The following is a 19157-nucleotide window of genomic DNA, read 5'->3' on the forward strand; positions in this document are numbered from 1 at the left end:
GGGCGTACCGACATGATCGAACGCCTCTGGACACCCGAATTCCAGGCGGTGTTCTTCGCCACCCTGCAGGCCGGCGTGCTGCTGCTGGGCGTCACCATCGTCTCCGCCTGGACGATCTGGTGGGAACGCCGCCTGCTCGGCTTCTTCCAGGACCGGCTCGGCCCGAACCGGGTCGGCCCACTGGGCCTGGGTCAGGTCATCGCCGACATGCTCAAGATGTTCTTCAAGGAGGACTGGACGCCGCCGTTCGTCGACAAGCCGACCTTCCTGCTGGCGCCGTTCATCTCGCTGGCGATGATGCTGCTGATGTTCCTGGTAGTGCCGCTGACGCCGGACATCCGCGTGGCCGACCTGGACATGGGCGTGCTGGTATTCCTGGCGCTGGCCGGACTCGCGGTCTACGCGGTGATGCTGGCCGGCTGGTCGTCCAACAACAAGTACGCGCTGCTCGGCGGCCTGCGCTCCACCGCGCAGACCATCACCTACGAGGTGTTCCTGGGCCTGGCGCTGATGGGCACGGTGATGCTCGCCGGCTCGTTCAGGCTCGGCGATATCGTCGAGGCGCAACGCGGGCTGTGGTTCGTGGTGTCGCAGTTTCCCGGCTTCATCCTGTTCGCACTGGCCGGTATCGCCGTGGTCCACCGCGCGCCCTTCGACCTGCCGGAAGCCGAATCCGAACTGGCGGATGGCTACCACATCGAATATTCGAGCATGAAGTTCGGCATGTTCATGGTCAGCGAATACGTCGGCGTGGTCGTGATCTCGGCGCTGCTGACCACGTTCTACTTCGGCGGCTGGCTGGGCCCCGGCTTTCTGCCGCCGCTGGCCTGGTTCTGCCTCAAGACCTTCTTCTTCATGTGTGTGTTCATCCTGCTGCGCGCCTCGCTGCCGCGCCCGCGCTACGACCAGATGATGGCGGCGGGCTGGAAATTCTGCCTGCCGCTGGCGCTGATCAATCTGCTGGCGACCGGCGCGATCGTGCTGCTCAAGGACGGAGGGCTTTCGTGAAAGCAATCCTCATCGGCATCTTCACCAATCTGCGCACCATCTGGGTCGTGTTCACGCATCTGTTCCGCAAGCACGACGTGATCGAGTATCCCGAGGTCAAGCCCTACATGCCGCCGCGCTACCGCGGCCGTATCGTGCTCACGCGCGACCCGGACGGCGAGGAACGCTGCGTCGCCTGCAATCTGTGCGCGGTGGCCTGCCCGGTGGCCTGCATCTCGCTGCAGAAGGCCGAGCGCGAGGACGGGCGCTGGTATCCGGAGTTCTTCCGCATCAACTTCTCGCGCTGCATCTACTGCGGTTTCTGCGAGGAGGCCTGCCCGACGTCCTCGATCCAGCTCACGCCGGACTACGAGATGGCGGACTACAAGCGCCAGGACCTGGTCTACGAAAAGGAGGACCTGCTGATCGCCGGCCCCGGCAAGGATCCCAACTACAACTTCTACCGCATTGCCGGTCTGGAGATCGCAGGCAAGCCCAAGGGCGGCGCGCGCAACGAGGCGCAGCCGGTGGATGTGAAGTCCCTGCTGCCATGAACGGATCGGACTGAACATGGAATTCGTCTTCTACAGTGCCTCGATCATCGCCCTGTTCGCGGCCCTGCGTGTGGTCACCAATACCAACCCGGTGCACGCGCTGCTGTACATGGTGCTGACGCTGCTCGCGATCGCCGCGATGTTCTTCGCCCTGGGCGCGCCATTCGCCGGTGTGCTGGAAGTCATCGTCTACGCCGGCGCCATCGTCGTGCTGTTCGTGTTCGTGGTGATGATGCTCAACCTCGGGCCGGAGACGGTGGCGCAGGAGCGCCAGTGGCTGCGACCGCGCATGTGGATCGGCCCGGGCTTGCTGTCCTTGGCGCTGCTGGTGGAAATCGTGATCGCGCTGGCGAGCCGCCCCGGTGAGCTGGCCGGCGCCGAGACCGTCAGCGCCAAGGCCGTGGGCATCGCCCTGTACGGCCCCTACCTGCTGGCCGTGGAACTCGCTTCGATGATGCTGCTCGCCGGCTTGGTGGTGGCCTGGCATCTGGGCAAGCATGACGACCAAGGAAGCGTCCGATGATGGAAAGCGTCGTGGGCATTCCGATGGATCATGGCCTCGCCGTGGCCGGCATGCTGTTCGTGATCGGCCTGGCTGGCGTGATGGTGCGGCGCAATGTGCTGTTCATGCTGATGAGCCTGGAGCTGATGCTCAATGCCGCGGCTCTGGCCTTCGTCGTCGCCGGCGCGCGCTGGGCGCAGCCGGACGGACAGATCATGTTCATCCTGATACTGACGCTGGCGGCCTGCGAGGCCAGCGTCGGCCTGGCACTGCTGCTGCAACTGTATCGCCAGTTCCGAACGCTGGATGTGGATCGGGCCAGCGAGCTGCGGGGGTGAGCATGTCGACCTTGGACTTGTCCTGCTTGCTCGTGTCCCTGGCGATTGATCGTGAGGCGCCGAGGGTCTACTGGCCCAATGGCAGGTTTCCGACGGGTTCCGCCGCTCGGCGCTTCCGAATGGGCCCGAACCGCGAAAAGCCAAAGCTCCCCTGTCCCTCCGGGAGCGCCGCATGAACCCGCTGTTCCTGACCGCCTTCATCCCACTGGCCGGCTATCTGTTCCTGTCGTTCTCACGCGGCCGCCTGTCCGAAAACATGGCGGCGATCGTGGGCGTCGGCACGGTGGGCGTCTCGGCCCTGATCGCCGCCTGGATCACGATCGGCTTTCTCGGCACCGACGGTGCCGCCCAGACCCAGTTGCTGTGGCACTGGATCGACGTCCGCGGCCTGAGGGTGGACTTTGCCCTGCGCCTGGACGAACTGTCGCTGGTGATGCTGGGCATCGTCACCGGCGTGGGGTTCTTCATCCACCTGTTCGCCGCCTGGTACATGCGCGGCGATGCGTCCTACGCGCGATTCTTCTCGTACATGAACCTGTTCGTAGCGAGCATGCTGTTCCTGGTACTCGGCGACAATCTGCTGGTGCTGTATCTGGGCTGGGAAGGCGTAGGCGTGTCCAGCTACCTGCTGATCGGCTTCTGGTATCAGGATTCGGCCAACGGCGCGGCGGCGCGCAAGGCCTTCGTCATCACCCGCGCCGGCGACGTGGCGATGTCGATCGCCTTGTTCATCCTGATCCTGCAGTTCGGCACGCTGGACATCGACACGCTGATGAGCGCGGTGACGACACACTGGGAGGTCGGCGCGCCGATCGCCACCCTCACCGCGCTGCTGCTGCTCGGCGGCGCCGTCGGAAAATCCGCGCAGCTACCGCTGCAAACCTGGCTGCCGGACGCGATGGCCGGCCCGACGCCGGTGTCGGCGCTGATCCACGCCGCCACCATGGTCACCGCCGGCGTCTACCTGATCGCACGCACGCACCTGCTGTTCGAGCTGTCGCCGATCGCGATGCAGGCGGTCGGCGTGGTCGGTGCGGCAACGCTGCTGCTGGCCGGCTTCTGCGCGCTGGCGCAGACCGACATCAAGCGCGTACTCGCCTATTCGACGATGAGCCAGATCGGCTACATGTTCCTGGCGCTGGGCGTCGGCGCCTGGCAGGCGGCGGTGTTCCACCTGATGACGCACGCCTTCTTCAAGGCGCTGCTGTTCCTCGGCTCCGGCAGCGTGATCCTGGCGATGCACCACGAACAGGACATGTTCAAGATGGGCGGGCTGCGCAAGTCGCTGCCGTTCACGTTTGCGGTGTTCCTGATCGGCTCGCTGGCGCTGGTGGCGATTCCGCCCACGGCCGGCTTCTTCAGCAAGGACGAGATCCTGCACGAAGCCTACGCCAGCGGGCATGTCACGCTGTGGGCCTGCGGGCTGTTCGGCGCCTTTCTCACCGCGGTCTATACCTTCCGCATGTTGTTCATCACCTTCTTCGGCCAGCCCCGGGGCGCGGCCCATGCCGGCCACGGCATCGCCCATCACCTGCCGCTGGCGGTACTGGCGCTGCTGGCGCTCGTCGGCGGTTTCATCCACCTGCCGCTGGATTCCGTGCTGCCGGCGAGCCATGCCGGCGAAACCGGTCCGTTGATCGAATACCTGCCGCTGCTGGTGTCGCTGATCGGCATCGCTCTGGCGGCGGCGCTGTGGCTCGGTAAGCGCTCGGCGGTCACTCGTATGGCGAACGCCATCGACCCGCTGCGCCGCCTGGCGCTGAACGCCATGGGCTTCGACTGGCTCTACGACCGTCTGTTCGTGAAGCCTTACCTGTGGCTGGTGCACGTCAATCGCGATGATCTGTTCGACCGGGCGATCGGCGCCATCCCGGCCACGCTGACGCGCGCCCACCACGGCCTGGCCAAGACCCAGACCGGGCAGTTGCGCTGGTATGCGGCGTCCGTCGCGCTCGGTGCGGTGCTGGTCACCGGAGCGGTCTTCCTATGATCCTGCTCTGGCTGATTCTGATCCCGATCATCGGCGGGCTGCTGTGCTGGCAGGGCGAACGTCACGCCGGCCCCTGGCTGCCGCGCTGGTTCGCGGCCGGCTCGATGCTGCTGGTGCTGATTCTCAGCCTGTGGCTGTGGGTCAGCGGCGACTACAGCCTCGCTGTACCCGGCGGCACACCGCAGTGGGCGCTGGAGTTCAAGCGCGACTGGATTCCGCGCTTCGGCATCAGTTTCCACCTGGCGCTGGACGGCCTGTCGCTGATGCTGGTGGTACTGACGGCACTGCTCGGCCTGATGGCGGTGATCTGCTCCTGGCGCGAGATCGACCAGCGCGTCGGCTTCTTCCATCTCAACCTGCTGTGGAACCTCGGCGCGGTCATCGGCGTGTTCCTGACGCTGGACCTGTTCCTGTTCTTCTTCCTGTGGGAAGCGATGCTGGTGCCGATGTACTTCCTGATCGCCTTGTGGGGCCATAACGCGCCCGGCGGTCGCGGCAGGATCTATGCGGCCACCAAGTTCTTCCTGTTCACGCAGGCCTCCGGCCTGATCATGCTGGTGGCGATCCTCGGCCTGGTCTACGTGCACCAGCAGCAGACCGGCGTGCTCACGTTCAACTACATGGACCTGCTCGGCACCTCGATGAGTCCGCTCACCGAGTTCTGGTTGATGCTGGGCTTCTTCGTCGCCTTCGCCGTGAAGATGCCGACCGTGCCCTTGCATTCCTGGCTGCCGGAGGCGCACTCGCAGGCGCCCACCGCAGGCTCCGTGGACCTCGCCGGCATCCTGCTCAAGACCGCGGCCTACGGCCTGCTGCGCTTCGCGATCCCGCTGTTTCCGAACGCCTCGCTGGACTTCGCGCCGGTGGCGATGTGGCTGGGCGTGATCGGCGTGATCTACGGCGGCGTACTGACCTTCGCCCAGAACGACATCAAGCGGCTGGTGGCCTATTCCTCGGTCGCGCACATGGGCTTCGTCATGATCGGCATCTACGCCGGCACAGAAATGGCCTTGCAGGGCGTGACCATCCAGCTGCTGGCGCACGGCATCTCCGCCGGCGGTCTGTTCATTCTCTGCGGTGAAATCTACGAGCGCATGCACACCCGTGACATGCGACAGATGGGCGGCCTGTGGGCGCGCTTCAAGACCCTGCCGCCGATTGCGCTGGTGTTTGCCGTGGCCTCGCTGGGCCTGCCCGGCTTCGGCAATTTCGTCGGCGAATTCCTGATCCTGGCCGGCACCTGGGAATTGGCGCCGGCCGTCACCATCGTCGCTTCGTCCGGCCTGGTGCTGGCCGCGGTGTACTGCCTGATCCTGATTCAGCGCAGCTTCCACGGCCCGGTGCGGGGCGACGCCGCCAGCCTGCGCGATCTGAGCACCCGCGAGCGCTACATGCTGCTGATCCTGATGGCGGTGCTGCTGTGGCTGGGGCTGTATCCACAGCCTTTCCTCGATACCTCCACGACCACGATGCAGGCGATCCACGAGATATACAGAGGCACCGCGGTTGCGGTGGCCGCGCCATGAGCTTCACGCAGGCACAATTGCTCGCGCTGCTGCCGATCCTCATCGTCGGCGCCACCGCGCTGGCGGTGATGACGGCCATCGCCGTACGCCGCCACCACCGCGCGGCCGCCACCATCGCCGTGGCCGGACTCAATCTCGCGCTGATCGCCTGCCTGCTCGTACCACAACTCGGCCCGCAGCAGGTCACCCCCTTGCTGCGCGTGGACGGCTACGCCTGTTTCTACATGGCCTTGATCCTGATCACCACGCTGGCCACGGCGACGCTGTCGCACGCCTATCTCGAAAACGACCGGCGCAACCCCGAGGAGTACTACCTGCTGCTGGTGATCGCGGCGATGGGCGGCCTGGTGATGGTCTGCGCCGAACACCTCGCAACGCTGTTCATCGGCGTGGAACTGCTGTCGATTCCGCTGTACGGCATGATCGGCTACCCGATCGGCGAACGTCGCTCGCTGGAAGCCAGCCTCAAATACCTGGTGCTGTCGGCCTCCGCCTCCGCCTTCCTGCTGTTCGGGCTGGCGCTGATCTATGCGCAGACCGGCGCGCTCGGCTATGCCGAACTGGCGGGGGCCTCCGCCAAACTGTCCGCGCAATCCCCGTACCTGCTGATCGGCGGCGGCATGCTGCTGGTCGGCCTGGGCTTCAAGCTGTCGCTGGTACCGTTCCACCTGTGGACACCCGATGTCTTCGAAGGCGCGCCGGCGCCGACCATGCTGTTCCTGGCCACCGCCAGCAAGGTTGCCGTGTTCGCCGCGCTGACGCGCTACTTCGCCGAAGCCGGCGACTACCATTTCGACCGGCTGCTGGACGCGCTCTCGGGTATCGCGATCCTGTCGATCCTGATCGGCAGCCTGCTCGCGCTGATGCAGAAAAACCTCAAGCGGCTGATGGCCTACAGCTCGATCACGCACTTCGGCTACTGCCTGGTGGCGCTGATCGCGGGCGGCGAATTGGCGGTCGAGGCGGTGGGCGTCTACCTGCTGACCTATGTGGTCACGGCGCTCGGTGCCTTCGGCGTGATCAGCCTGATGTCCAGCCCGCACCACGAACGCGACGCGGATTCGATCCACGACTATCGGGGCCTGTTCTGGGACCGTCCCTACCTCACCTCGACGATGATCGTGGCGATGTTCTCGCTGGCCGGCGTACCGCTGACGGCCGGCTTCATCGGCAAGTTCTACGTGCTCGCGGCGGGCATCGACGCGCGCCTGTGGTGGCTGGTCAGCACGGTCGTGTTGGGCTCCGCCATCGGCCTGTACTACTACCTGCGCGTGATCATCGCGATGTTCCTGACCGAGCGCGGCATCCATCGCACCACGGCACCGCTGGACTGGGCGCAGCGCGCCGGCGGCATCGTCATCCTGTTGATCACGGTGCTGATGTTCTGGCTGGGCGTGTATCCGCAGCCCTTGATCGAATTGATCCGCGCCGCTGGACTCCATTAGTCGGCTTCGGTATTTGCCCCTTGCTGGTGCACTGGTTCACAATCGTTCAGATTCTTCGGGCCGGCTAGCGGCGATGCGGCCCGGCCATTGTTTTCAGGCAGTCGTCAAGGCAGGGAGCTCACCGCGAGGTGTCGGAAATCTCGACCAATTGGATTGCATACGAACAGCCGCTCAACGAGCGATTGCGCAGTTTCCTGCGGCTGGAATTTCTGTTCAGCCGCCACCGCCACCATCGCGCAGACGAATCGGTCTGGGGCGTTCGTGCGACGCTGCAGTCGCTGCTCGATATCCTCACCTTGCTAGGCCGCAGCGATTTCAAGAGCGAGCTGCTCAAGGAACTGTTGGAACAGCACAATCTGCTGTCCAGACTCGCATCACGCAGCGACGTGGATCCCGAGCGACTGTCGAAGACGCTCAAAGAGATCGACGAAGCAGTCAATGGCCTGCAGACGATCGGCTCGCACTTTGTCAGCGGTGCCCTGCGCGACAACGAATTCCTGATCGCGGTGCTCAATCGCACGACCATTCCGGGCGGCACCTGCAGTTTCGATGTGCCCATCCTGCATCACTGGTTGAGTCAGCCGTACGAGGTGATCAAGCGCGATCTGGACGCCTGGTTCGCCGATCTGCGAGCTTTCGAGCGCTCGATCAACCTCTATCTCAAATTGCTGCGTGCCGGCACAGAGCCGACCGAGGAACGCGCACCGGCGGGCATGTTCGTGTATTCGCCGCAGGGCACGTTCACGCTATTGCGTGTGCTGGTACCGGCGCAGTTGCACGTCTACCCGGAGATCAGCGCCGGCCGTCACCGCTTCAGCATTCGCTTCATGTCCGGCCGCGACGTCAACATGCGGCCCTCCCAGGCCGCGACGGATATCACTTTCAAGCTGCATTGCTGCGTACTGTGAGCGAACCCATGAGGACTGCCTCCTGTCCGCAATGCGGCCAGCCTTCGGTGCTCGAACCCAGCAATCCATGGCGTCCATTCTGTAGCGAGCGCTGCAAGTTCGTGGACCTGGACGGTTGGTTCACCGGGCGCTACACCATTCCGGGGCCGGAACAGATGCCCCCGGACGAAGACGAGCACTGAGTCCGTATCGTCGCGACTCACGCCGGCCACCGCCGGCACCACATCGATCATGGTCCTCGCATACGGGCGCCAAAAGGCATGCGACGCCGGCCACACGGCAGCGACAATCGGACCGTACGTCGCTAAGCTGAGCCTCTGGACCGGTTCGCCGCGGAAGACTGCAATGACGCCTGTGTATGGCATGGTCCGACATCGTTTGGCACCCTCGGGGGAAAGCATGCGTGGCTGCTTATCTCATCGGGCGCCGGTGAACGGCGGCTTCTCCTCAAGGCGAGCAGCCGTATACTTCACGTTCTTATCGCTTGCACGCCGCCCCGCACATCTACCAAGTTCCCGCAGTGCGCGCTCACTGCGGGGCGCGCCCCGCTGACGTAACCGTATGCCTGCCCTATTGAGTGTTCGTGGTCGCCTGATTGCGCTCGTCGCCAGCCTGGTCATCTGTCTGGGTGGAGCCAATCTTCTGCTGGGCCATCTGATCAGCAATGAGGAGAGGGTCAAGGCGCAGATGTGGGAACAGCATCAACGACTGGAAACGATTCATGCCGTCGTCGCGATGATGAGCACGCACCGCTTCAACCTCGGTCAGTACAACAGCGCCTCGCTGATCAACGATCAAGCGCAGATCGCGGCAGCACAAGCGGCGGTGGATCAATCGCTCAACAAGCTACAAGCACAGCTCTCGAAAATGGCAGCGTTCGACGCGGCCAGTACCGAGCAGGTCCGCGAGCAGCTGGGCGCGCTGCCTGTGCACATCGGCGACGGAATGGAGGCATTCAAGGCTGGCCGCCAAGAAGAAGCCAATTTCCACATCGGAAAAGTCCGCAGCAGTCTCGATATGGTCGAGAAGACCCTGCATCGGGCAACCTCTCGTGAACAGGCCGAGGCGGAGGCCGTGCGCCAACATGAGACGGAACACGCCACGAATGTGATGCGGCTGTCTCTACTGATCGTCGCCATCAGCATCATGCTTGGCGCCATTCTCGGGTTCTGGCTGCTGCAGTCGATCATGCGACCATTGCAGGCCACCGTGCGTGCGATGCGGCAGGTCAACGACGGCGAGACTTCGGTCGACCTGCCGCCCATCACTCACGACGAGTTCGGCGAGATGGCGCAGGCACTGCGCCAGTTTCGCGACCAGACCGAAAGGCTGCGGCAGCTGGCTTACAACGACGCACTGACCGGGCTCGGCACCCGGGCGCGACTCGAAGAAGTGGTGGAGCGCGCCACCGGGCAAGCGACGTCCGATTCATCGCCCATCGCACTGATGTTCATCAGCCTCGATAATCTGCGCAACGTCAACGACAGCCTCGGACATCGCATCGGCGACCACTATCTGTGCGAAGCGGCGGTTCGGCTTCAACGGTTTGCCCCATTCGGCAGTACGCTGTGCCGCTTCGGCGGGGACAAGTTCGTCATCGTACTAGACGAGATTCCGGGCCATGACCTTTCGGCTCAGATCGCGGCGATCTGCAACGTGGCGCGCAACATCCTCATCGGTCTCTCCGAACCCTTCCCGTTCCGCGACCATCTGCTGCCAATGACGGCCTCGATCGGCGTGGGCATGTATCCCGCCGACGGTGAATCCTTCGAAGGCTTGATCACCGCAGCCGAGACCGCGATGTACACGGCCCGGCGTACCGGGGGCAACAGCGTTCAGTTCGCCAAGGCCGATTTCAGGACCACGGCCCGCGACCGTCTGCAACTGATCTCGGATATCCGTCGAGCGATCGAAGTCGGCGAGTTTCAGGCGCATTTCCAGCCGATCGTGGACACCGACACCAATCGCGTGATCGCCGCCGAGGCGCTGCTGCGCTGGCAGCATCCGGCGCGAGGGCTGCTGCTGCCCGGTGAGTTCATCCAGATCGCGGAGGAATCGGGCCTGATCCGATCGCTGGGTGAACACTGCCTGCTACAGGCCTGCGAGCAGGCTGCGCTGTGGCGAAAGGCCGGCCACCCCATCCGGCTGTCGATCAATCTGTCGGCGCGCCAGATCGAGGATCGAACCATCCTGCCCGCTCTGCAAAGGATTTCCGCCGCTGCGCTGGTGCCGCCCGAATCAGTGGATTTCGAGATCACCGAAACCGCGATGCTCGAGCACATCGACCATGCTCACGCCACGCTGACCGAGATTCGCTCTCTGGGCTACCGGATCAGCGTGGACGACTTCGGCACGGGTTACTCCTCGCTGGCCTACGTGCAGCGCTATCCGATCGACAAGATCAAGATCGACCGCTCTTTCGTCGCCAAGCTGGAGTACGCCCGTGAGGCCCGCGCGATTGTTTCCGCGACCATGGCGCTGGCACAGCGCCTGGATCTGGAGTGTGTGGCCGAGGGCGTGGAAACTTCCCAGCAGATGCGCCTGCTCAGGGACATCTCCTGCACGCTGCAGCAGGGCTTCTATTTTTCGCCGGCGCTGGCGCCGGAAAATTTCCTGCCCTGGGTGCTCAGCTACGAGTCGCGGTCGGAATACTGAGCCAGCTGCGCACGAGCCTCTCGTGTCACCAGCGGGTGCGGATCATCCACGGCCAGAGCCCAGACATGCAGATCGGGCGCCAGGCGATCCAGTGCGCTGACGGCGCCGATGCGGGCGCGCGGCGAAGGATGCCTGACCATCAGATCCGCCAGCAGATCGCGTGTGTTGCCATCGCCCAGCATGCTGGCGATCCTGAAGAACGATGAGCGCTTGGAGTTTTCGCTCTCAGCCGGATAGCCTGCGATGACGCCGCGCTCCAGATCGAAAAAATACTGCTCGCGAGCACGCACCTCTGGGACGGACACCATCAAATTCAAGGTGATGCTCATCTCCTTGGGGGGGTGCTGCACATGAAGGTCGCGGCTGGCGCGGTACAGCATCGCCATGTCACGGCCGAAACGCATGCGCTGCAAGGGCCGGATACTGACGGACTCCCCGACATAGCCGACGACCGATTCGAAATCATATTCGAACAGATCCGTTTCATAACCGGAACCGGAATAGTTGACGGTCAGAAAGCTGAAATTGTGGTCATGCGCCAGATCGTAGGAGAACTGTCCCTGGAACACACGACCGGCCACGATGTCAGCCGTGGACGGCCAGACATTCGCGCGCACATAGAAGTTCTTGCGCTGCCCCAGCAGTATGGCCTGACTGGACGGAGTGGTCTCATCCGAAAACTGTCGGGCGATAAGCTCATTGAGACGGCGGACAATCAGCTCCCGGTCATTGGCCAGCGCACGCAGCATCGGCGCTGATTCCGCGATCGAATCCTCGTCATTGAGATCGACCTTGGCCTGCACATAGTCCAGATAATCCTCGGTGTCTATCGTGTCGTGGCCCTCGCAAGGGATGATCAAAGCCATGCCTAAATCTTCTTGTCCGTGATCGCCTGCAATGCCTTGCGCGCGGCGCTTTGCACGTGGGGGTGGCGATCGTGTGTCGCTGCTTCCAGCGCCTGAATCGCCGCCAGACGGTACAAGCGCGCCAGGTTCTGGATCGCCGCCCAGCGAACAGCATGATGGGGATGCTTGGTCAGTTTCTCGACCGGATCGATCGACGAATGATGTGCAAAGCGACCAAGCACCGTCGCTGCGACCCGCAGCTGTGTGAAGCTCAGGTCCGCATCATTGGCCTGCCAGGCCTGTAGCCGGTCCCTGCTGAACAGCCATTCCAGGGTTCGTATCGGCGGCGTGACCAGCTTGAGCAACAGCGTGGGTTGACGGAACCGGAAATCATAGACGAACCGGTCCGATTCTATGGACAAGACCTCGCCGCACCGCAACCGCCGGGATTCGACCGGCTCCAGATGCAGCGATGGATCGAACACATCGTTCCGATACGAGTCCGGCAAGCGATAGACATCGTAATCAACGGACTCACCCGAAAGCAGGGCGTAGAACGCCAGTGTCGGCAAGGCGTGGATGTAACGCTGGGGCTCTTCGTGCAAGGACACCGAGAGGAGAAACCGCTCGCGGTGTAGTACCCACTCCCGCGAAAACCAGGACCCGACGAAATCGGGCCGGGCGCGTTGCTGGATCAGTTGGCGATTGATTTCATCGCGAAGAAATGACGAATCGACGAAGGCCTGAAACGCCGCTCGGCAGTCCCAAAAGCTTTCCGGTGCCTCGGGTCGAAACACCGACTCGGCCGATTCCACCAGTGCAGCAAGCGCATGTTCCCCTTTGGTCATCCCTCTATTAGAGGGAAAAACCTTTAGGAGGTCTAGCCTGCCCGTCGTGCGAGAGCTGCCGCCTGACCACTACCGCCAATGGAGGTGACGCTGCGCCTCGCGATCAGAAACCTTTCCGGCACTTGAAATTGTCGGCCTCCGGACGGCGATACGGCTTAGGCCGCTCCCCTCGTCAGAGGGTCGCGGCCTGCCGAACACGATCAGCGACTGCGGTGCAGTCAGATGACCGACGATGCCAGTCAGGTGTGATCGAACATCACGATCAGGAACGCCGCATTGCTGGCCTGCGTGTCACCCGCTTCGGCCGCCCCGGCGCCTGCAACGTCATATTCCAGATCCGGGATTTCGAGTTCGATTTCGTTGTTGATGTCAAAGTTCATGGCTGTTTTGCTCCTGATGTTGAGTGATCGCCCCAAGGCGCCCAAAAAATATAACACTATGCGATCTCAAATTGCCAATTGTCGCCGACAAACGCTGCAAATTTGACGACAAACGTAATGTAAAATCATGAAGTTGTTTGTATAAATTTGTTTTTAAAGGAATTTATGCAAAAATACAGTATTGCTTATCCAAACCTTTCATCAAATTCATCAAAAATGTCGATTTTGGTGCACGAAATAAAGAAACTTTACGAAAATTTAGGCAGGATGCCCCAATACGGGACACGGCGGTGGCATTTCCGACACGGATGGCGCCAAGACTGTGCTGAGCTCACCGATTTACTCTCGACTCGAGCCTCCCCACGCGCCCTATCGAGCACGACTGTCCTGCAGGCAACCCAAGCAGCAGCACCTGAGCCCCGACTTGGCCTGACCACACTCGCGTGGCTGGCTCTGTTGGTCGCTGTGAAAATATGGCGCGACGGTTTAACGTCCCGACTGGACAGACCAGAGGAGAACCAGAATGGAGGAATGGGTGGCCCGTGCGCTGAGGCGCTGGCCGAATGTGCCCGCCCTTTACGGGTGGCTGTCACTGGATCGCCGTGGACGCTGGCTCATCAAGGGGGAACACATCACACGCCCCCAGATCATCGACACGATCAACCCCAATTACGCCGCCGATGCGCGCGGCTGCTGGTACTTCCAGAACGGCCCGCAACGGGGCTACGTCAGTCTGGAATACGCGCCCCTGCACCTGCGCATCAACGGCGCTGGACAACTGATGGCGCACACCGGCGTGCCGGTCGACAGCGTCGACGCGGTTTATCTGGACGAGAACGGAGCGCTGCTTTTGGAATCGAACCTGGGGCCAGGACTGCTTGACGATCAGGATCTGGTCTGGGCGTTGAGCCACTTGCTGGTGGACGGGCACGAAGTTGACGAAGCCCAGCTCGCGAACGCCCTGGATCGTTCGTCGGGCTCGGATACGTCGCTGAAGTTCAACTTCATGGGCCGCGAGGCACCGGTACGACGCTGCGATTTTGCGCACATTCCGGCACGGCTCGGCTTTGTTCGTGAACCACAGCCGGAGCAGACTTAGCGTGAATCATGCGCCGCGTGATGCCGACCTGCCCTCGCCCGCTTGCGGGAGAGCGGTGGGCGAGGGCAAGGGCCATGCCGCAGCAGATTCATTCTGCAGGGTGCCGCTTGGCGGCATGGCCGTTAGCCGCTCAGTCCGACTTGTTGCGCAAGGCCTCGAACAGCGCTGCGCCCAGCGAGCCCGTTGGCTGCGCCTCGGCCTTGCGGCCACGCTTATTATTGTTGTGTGTTGCGGCCTTGGGGCGCGGCCGTGATCCGGAGCCGGCAGACTTGGCCATCGGTCGAACCGCGTCATCCCGGGACTTCATCGTCAACGCGATGCGCTTGCGCTTCACGTCCACCTCGACCACTCGGACCTTGACCACGTCTCCGGCCTTGACGACCTGGTACGGGTCCTTGACGAAGCGGTCCGACAGCTGGGAGACGTGCACCAGGCCGTCCTGATGCACGCCGACATCCACGAAGGCGCCGAAGGCGGCGACATTGGTCACCGTGCCTTCAAGTACCATTCCCGGCTGCAGGTCCTTGAGTTCGTTCACTCCCTCCTTGAACTCGGCCGTCTTGAAACCAGGGCGCGGATCGCGGCCCGGCTTCTCGAGTTCGGCGATGATGTCGCGCACCGTCGGCAAACCGAAGCTGTCGCCGACAAAGGCATTCGGGTCCAGGGCACGCAGGGCTTCGGCATCGCCCATCAGGCTGCGCAGATCCCGCCCGCAGGCGGCGATGATGTTCTGCGCGAGCCCATAGGCTTCGGGATGAACTGCGGAGGCGTCCAGCGGCTCATCGCCGTTCGGGATCCGCAGAAAGCCGGCGCACTGGACATAGGTCTTGGGGCCAAGCCGCGCCACGCCGAGCAGTTGCTGGCGGGAGCGGAACGGCCCCTGCGTGTTGCGATGCGCGACGATGGCCTCGGCCAGGGATTCACCCAGGCCTGACACGCGCGCGAGCAAGGGCGCGCTCGCCATGTTCAGATCGACGCCGACGGCATTGACGGCGTCCTCGACGATCGCATCCAGGGCACGCGCCAGCCGGAACTGATCGACGTCGTGCTGGTATTGGCCGACACCGATCGCCTTGGGCTCGATCTTGACCAGCTCCGCCAGCGGGTCCTGCAGCCGCCGCGCAATCGACACGGCTCCGCGCAAGGACACGTCCAGGTCCGGGAATTCCGCAGCCGCCAGGGCTGAGGCCGAATAGACCGAGGCACCCGCCTCGCTGACCGTGACCTTGATCGGCTTGGGGTCCGGCGCATTGATCAGCACCTCGGCCACCAGCTTGTCGGTTTCGCGACTGCCGGTGCCGTTGCCGATTGCGATCAGCTCGACCTTGTGTTTGTGAATCAGGCGCGCCAGTTCGGATTGAGAGCCCCGAACGTCATTCTTGGGTGCGAACGGATAGATCGTCGCGGTGTCGAGCAGCTTGCCGGTACCATCCACCACCGCCAGCTTGACGCCAGTGCGAATGCCGGGGTCCAGCCCCATCGTGGCCCGCGAACCGGCCGGCGCCGCCAGCAGCAGATCCTTGAGGTTGCGCGCGAACACCTGAATCGCCTCCAGGTCGGCGCGTTCGCGCAACTGCATCATCAGGTCGATCGACAGGCTCATCGACAGCTTGACGCGCCAGGTCCAGCGCACCACCTCCATCAGCCAGATCTCGGCCGGCGCGCTGCCCTGGCCGATCGAATAGGCATCGGCGATCATCCGTTCCACCGGCTTGAGCGGCGCGGGATCGTCCGCGTCGACCTCGATCGTCAGGCTCAGAATCTCCTCGTTGCGTCCGCGCATCATCGCCAAGGCTCGATGGCTGGGCACGCCCGACCAGCGCTCCACGTGGTCGAAATAATCCGAAAACTTCTGCCCGGCCTCCTGCTTGCCGTCGACCACGCGTGCTCGCAGAAACGCGTGCTTTTGCAGATAGGTCCGCAGCGCACCCAGGAGTTCGGCGTTTTCGGAGAACTGTTCGACCAGAATGTCGCGCGCACCGTCGAGCGCGGCCTTGGCATCCGGCACCTCGTCGCCGAGGTAGGCGGAGGCGGCGTCCTGCGGGTCCAGCGACCGATCCTGAAACAAAGCCTCGGCCAGGGGCCCCAGCCCTTTCTCGCGCGCGATCTGCGCGCGGGTGCGCCGCTTGGGCTTGTACGGAAGGTACAGATCTTCGAGTTCGGCCTTGGTCGTCACCGCCGCGATTCGCGCTTCCAGATCGTCCGTGAGCTTGTCCTGGCCACGGATCGATTCGAGCACACTGGTGCGACGCGCTTCGAGTTCGCGCAGATAGCCCAAACGGTCTTCCAGATTGCGCAGTTGGGTGTCGTCCAGACCGCCGGTGACTTCCTTGCGGTAACGGGCGATGAACGGCACGGTCGCGCCTTCGTCGAGCAGCGCCACCGCTGCGCCCACTTGCTGCGGACGGGCGCCGATCTCCTCGGCGATCAAACGGACGATTCGGCTGGCGGTGTCGGTCATGGGTGAAGGCTTCGGGCTTGGGGAAGCGCGACCTTAGCCAGCTGCGCGACGCCTGCCAATCTGGCGCAGTCTCATGAAATCTGCTTGCGATGCCGAAACGGCCTCTGACCGAGACGCCTCAGTCGACATGCGCGGCGTTCCACTCGCGCAACACTTCAAGCGCATTGCTGATGTGCGGCTGCGGTTTCGACTCCGTCAACGTCGACAGAATGCGACCATCGGGCGCGATCACGAAAGACGTGCGGCTGGCATATTCAGGCCGCTCGGACATGCGCGCCTCAAAAGTCCCGGCGATCTTGAGCCCAGGGTCCGCCGCCACCGGAAACGCGCTGCGGCAGGCCTCCACGGAGAATCGTTGCAGGGTTTCCAGATCGTCGCCCGAAAGGCCCACGACCTGCGCACCCAGTTCGCTGAACTGCGGCATCGCTTCGGCGAACAGGTGCGCTTCGACCGTGCAGCCGGCAGTGAACGCCTTGGGATAGAAATACAACACCACCGGCCCCTCGCCGAGCGCGTCGGCCAGGGAGAATTGGTAGGGTTTGCCGTCGAGCGCGGCATCCGCGGTGAAATCCGGCGCAAGCGCATCCGCTTGCAGTGCGGCCCAGGCGATGCCACAGCCGCCGACCAGCATGATTGTGAGCAGCCTGCGAATGATCTTCATGACAGCCTCGTCGGTATGCGGTGGCGCGCCTTACTGGCGGCGCGATCAATAATGCCTTGCCAACAAAAACGCCGGGTTGCTCCCGGGGTTTTTGTTGGCTGCCGCCAATCGGCTGTTCAACTCGACGGCGTGCTGTAGTCGATCACCAGCGCGACACGGCGGTTGGCCATGCCGTCGTCGCCCCAGGCGCCCTTCTCGACCTGACGATTGCTGTTTTCTCCGTAGCTCACGGCCCGAACATTGGCATCGTTCAATCCGGCGCTGCCCACCAGATAGCTGCGCACGGCGTCGGCGCGCTTCTGGCCCAGCCGCTTGTTGTAGGCGGCCGATCCGGCCGGATCGGTGAAGCCCTCGACGGTAATGATCGCGTCCGGAGCGTGCTCACGGATCACGGCGGCGAAATCGTCCAGCACCGGCTTGTCTTCGGCTCGCAAGCTTGCATCGTCAAAATCGAAATGGGCGCTCATGTCGACGCTTACCCGTCCCTGCAGCTTTTCGATCTTCGCATCGTACTGCGCCAGCTTCTGCTGCAGCTCCGACTCCATGCTGTCGACGCGCGACTGCAGCGCATCGATGTCGCTGCGCATGCTGGCGTCGTTGCCGCGCAACTCGGCGAGCTGTGCCTCGAAGGCATCCTGCTTCACGTAGTGGCACCCCGAAAGGGTGGCGGCAGCCAGGCCCATCGACAGGCCCATGACGATTCGCTTGTACATCATCCGGTCAACCTCCTTGATCTCATTGATCTCTCTTTGTGTAAAACAGGCATCGTGCCGACGCTGGCCGGCAGGACTGAAGCACGCCTGAATTGTGCTCTTGCACCGCGACGAGCCTCAACCAGCCGAGGACGCTGCCTCGCCGCGCTCACGCGTTCCGGCAATGATCGCCTTGCGGATCTCGCGCAACTTCGCCTTCACGCTGGCCGCGTGCTCGGGACCCATCCGTATCAGTGTCTTCTGCCCGACCGAAAGTGATTCAAGGTCGGGATCCTTGTATTGATACAACACTTTCGGCCGGACCAACTCGACCGAAGCCGACACATCCGGCGTCGCCAGCAAATGATCGATGATGGCGATCACCCGATCGTTGAAGTAGCGCGACGGATAGCCGAGATCCTTGTAGGCCTCCTGAAACAATGGGTAGTAGCGGAAGTACAGGGCCACCAGCGAGCCGGTGTCCACAGCCTCCAGCGTGTTCACGGCACGATCGTAACGCGCGTAGTTTTCGGCGCTCAGATAGATCGCATCGCCGCGCGTCTCCACCGTGAAATCTCCGTCGATCTTCTTGATTGCGCGAAAACGCAGGCCGAGCGTGGAATCGCTCAGATTGTCGATGCTGACCACCAGCTTGCGAATGACGCCATCGGGGACCAGAAAGGCTTCCAGCGGCGCCGAACCCGTCAGCGCTTCCACCGAGCTGCGGAACGGTGCATCGCTGGTACCGAGATCCGGCAGGGGCCTGGACACCGGCTTGGATTCGCTTTCAGCGGGCGCTTGCGGCGGGCTCTGCGGCACCGGGTACTGGAGTGGCTGCGGCGCCTCGGGTAAAGGCCGGGTATCGACCGGCTGCGGCGCCATCGCCGCGCCTTCCCGGCCCTTGTACCAGTGATAGCCGAACGCGCCGGCGAGAATGATGGCCGCCAGGGCCGCCAATGTTCCGAATGCGCCTTTGTTGTTCATCGTTCCAGCCTTCGCCTGCGATCAGGATGCGACAAAGACCCTCCGGCCAATCCGGGCGCGTGTCAAGCTCCGTTCATACACCGTGCGCTCCAATGGCCGCCCGGCTTGCGCAAATGCCGTGGCGAGCCGGCCTGGTGGTTGCTCTGGGGTCGCGGATTGCGCACCATCTCGGCCCGGCCGCGACATACGTGGGCGTATGCGTGAAAATAGCCGGCTGGCCGAAGCAGCCAGCAACACAGGGCAGAACCGGCACAGGCCGCGATCCGGCAGCGCCGCAGGGCG

18 protein-coding genes are annotated in these 19157 nt (G+C 63.4%); 11 read left to right on the top strand and 7 right to left on the bottom strand.

The genetic code is table 11. The annotated features are described in order from the left end of the window. Positions 1-12 precede the first annotated feature (12 nt). The 10 genes from nuoH to RM530_RS01665 all read left to right on the top strand — a co-directional run bounded on the left by nuoH (position 13) and on the right by RM530_RS01665 (position 10905). Complete coding sequence (nuoH, locus tag RM530_RS01620) at positions 13-1008, top strand: NADH-quinone oxidoreductase subunit NuoH (RefSeq protein ID WP_311363459.1); 996 nt, start codon at positions 13-15, stop codon at positions 1006-1008. Next, the gene (gene nuoI / locus RM530_RS01625; protein WP_311363460.1) at positions 1005-1541 is read left to right on the top strand and encodes an NADH-quinone oxidoreductase subunit NuoI; all 537 of its coding nucleotides are present in this window, start codon (positions 1005-1007) and stop codon (positions 1539-1541) included. Before nuoH ends, nuoI begins: the two co-directional genes overlap by 4 nt. Positions 1542-1557: 16 nt before the next feature. Then, the gene (nuoJ, locus tag RM530_RS01630) at positions 1558-2064 is read left to right on the top strand and encodes an NADH-quinone oxidoreductase subunit J (RefSeq protein WP_311363461.1); all 507 of its coding nucleotides are present in this window, start codon (positions 1558-1560) and stop codon (positions 2062-2064) included. Continuing rightward, positions 2064-2381, top strand: coding sequence for an NADH-quinone oxidoreductase subunit NuoK (gene nuoK, locus RM530_RS01635; RefSeq protein ID WP_311363651.1), 318 nt, complete (start codon positions 2064-2066; stop codon positions 2379-2381). The genes nuoJ and nuoK overlap by 1 nt, the downstream gene beginning before the upstream one ends. A 172-nt stretch (positions 2382-2553) precedes the next feature. Further along, positions 2554-4371, top strand: coding sequence for an NADH-quinone oxidoreductase subunit L (gene nuoL, locus RM530_RS01640; RefSeq protein WP_311363462.1), 1818 nt, complete (start codon positions 2554-2556; stop codon positions 4369-4371). Beyond that, positions 4368-5897 (top strand): NADH-quinone oxidoreductase subunit M, encoded by a 1530-nt coding sequence (nuoM, locus tag RM530_RS01645; protein WP_311363463.1) that lies wholly within the window; start codon positions 4368-4370, stop codon positions 5895-5897. The genes nuoL and nuoM overlap by 4 nt, the downstream gene beginning before the upstream one ends. Further along, the gene (gene nuoN / locus RM530_RS01650; protein WP_311363464.1) at positions 5894-7342 is read left to right on the top strand and encodes an NADH-quinone oxidoreductase subunit NuoN; all 1449 of its coding nucleotides are present in this window, start codon (positions 5894-5896) and stop codon (positions 7340-7342) included. The genes nuoM and nuoN overlap by 4 nt, the downstream gene beginning before the upstream one ends. 128 nt (positions 7343-7470) lie before the next feature. Beyond that, positions 7471-8250 (top strand): cell division protein ZapD, encoded by a 780-nt coding sequence (gene zapD, locus RM530_RS01655; RefSeq protein WP_311363465.1) that lies wholly within the window; start codon positions 7471-7473, stop codon positions 8248-8250. A gap of 8 nt (positions 8251-8258) precedes the next feature. Further along, on the top strand, positions 8259-8432 hold the full coding sequence (locus RM530_RS01660) for a DNA gyrase inhibitor YacG (RefSeq protein WP_311363466.1): 174 nt from the start codon (positions 8259-8261) through the stop codon (positions 8430-8432). A gap of 379 nt (positions 8433-8811) precedes the next feature. Beyond that, positions 8812-10905, top strand: a complete 2094-nt coding sequence (locus RM530_RS01665) for a putative bifunctional diguanylate cyclase/phosphodiesterase (RefSeq protein WP_311363467.1) — start codon at positions 8812-8814, stop codon at positions 10903-10905. On the opposite strand, the gene RM530_RS01670 is transcribed toward RM530_RS01665, so the two are convergent. The 3 genes from RM530_RS01670 to RM530_RS01680 form a co-directional block, all read right to left on the bottom strand. Further along, a complete protein-coding gene (locus RM530_RS01670) occupies positions 10881-11771 on the bottom strand; it encodes a hypothetical protein (RefSeq protein ID WP_311363468.1) in 891 nt (296 codons plus the stop codon). The two genes, RM530_RS01665 and RM530_RS01670, sit on opposite strands and share 25 nt — an antisense overlap. 2 nt (positions 11772-11773) lie before the next feature. Continuing rightward, the gene (locus RM530_RS01675; RefSeq protein WP_311363469.1) at positions 11774-12598 is read right to left on the bottom strand and encodes a HEAT repeat domain-containing protein; all 825 of its coding nucleotides are present in this window, start codon (positions 12596-12598) and stop codon (positions 11774-11776) included. Positions 12599-12837: 239 nt separating this feature from the next. Further along, positions 12838-12978 carry a hypothetical protein gene (locus tag RM530_RS01680; RefSeq protein WP_311363470.1) on the bottom strand — a complete coding sequence of 47 codons (141 nt, stop codon included), beginning with the start codon at positions 12976-12978 and terminating at the stop codon, positions 12838-12840. A 523-nt stretch (positions 12979-13501) separates the two neighbouring features. Between RM530_RS01680 and RM530_RS01685 the strand changes: the two genes are divergently transcribed. Continuing rightward, the gene (locus RM530_RS01685) at positions 13502-14077 is read left to right on the top strand and encodes a DUF2946 family protein (protein ID WP_311363471.1); all 576 of its coding nucleotides are present in this window, start codon (positions 13502-13504) and stop codon (positions 14075-14077) included. 130 nt (positions 14078-14207) lie between these two features. On the opposite strand, the gene RM530_RS01690 is transcribed toward RM530_RS01685, so the two are convergent. The 4 genes from RM530_RS01690 to RM530_RS01705 form a co-directional block, all read right to left on the bottom strand. Then, positions 14208-16538, bottom strand: coding sequence for a Tex family protein (locus RM530_RS01690; RefSeq protein ID WP_311363472.1), 2331 nt, complete (start codon positions 16536-16538; stop codon positions 14208-14210). A 118-nt stretch (positions 16539-16656) separates the two neighbouring features. Further along, positions 16657-17199 carry a peroxiredoxin gene (locus RM530_RS01695; RefSeq protein ID WP_311363473.1) on the bottom strand — a complete coding sequence of 181 codons (543 nt, stop codon included), beginning with the start codon at positions 17197-17199 and terminating at the stop codon, positions 16657-16659. Positions 17200-17315: 116 nt separating this feature from the next. Next, a complete protein-coding gene (locus RM530_RS01700; RefSeq protein ID WP_311363474.1) occupies positions 17316-17915 on the bottom strand; it encodes an OmpA family protein in 600 nt (199 codons plus the stop codon). Between the two features lie 114 nt (positions 17916-18029). Continuing rightward, entirely contained in the window at positions 18030-18875 is an 846-nt protein-coding gene (locus tag RM530_RS01705) for a DUF3014 domain-containing protein (protein ID WP_311363475.1), read from the bottom strand. Between the last annotated feature and the right edge of the window lie 282 nt (positions 18876-19157).

The organism is Banduia mediterranea, from assembly GCF_031846245.1.
In the GTDB taxonomy this organism is placed as follows: Bacteria; Pseudomonadota; Gammaproteobacteria; order Nevskiales; family Nevskiaceae; genus Banduia; species Banduia mediterranea.